The 277-nt window shown below is 39.4% G+C and carries 1 protein-coding gene; it reads left to right on the forward strand.

Going from position 1 to position 277, the window contains the following annotated elements; all coding sequences use genetic code 11:
- Window positions 1–277 (forward strand): phosphopantetheine-binding protein (locus SB658_RS23625; protein ID WP_410602733.1); only part of this gene is annotated, 277 nt, incomplete at both ends.

Consider the following 277-nt stretch of genomic DNA (forward strand, 5'->3'; position numbering starts at 1 on the left):
GAGCTGGAGAAAGCATTAAGTCAACATTGGCAAGCTTTCTTTAAGATTGATGAAATTGGCATAGATGATCATTTCTTTGAAATGGGTGGAGATTCTCTAAAGGCGATTACCTTCATTGGTATCATTCATCGTGCATTTAGTGTAGAGCTGACGCTTCCACAATTTTTCCAAATACCTACGATACGATTAATGGCAGCATATATCGATCAAGCAGATACTGCTGCTTATCATGCGATTGAAAAAGCCGAAGTGAAGGAGCATTATCCTTTGTCGTCTG

The sequence above is a fragment of the Bacillus sp. SIMBA_008 genome (genome assembly GCF_046535495.1).
GTDB classification, from domain to species: domain Bacteria; phylum Bacillota; class Bacilli; order Bacillales; family Bacillaceae; genus Bacillus; species Bacillus subtilis.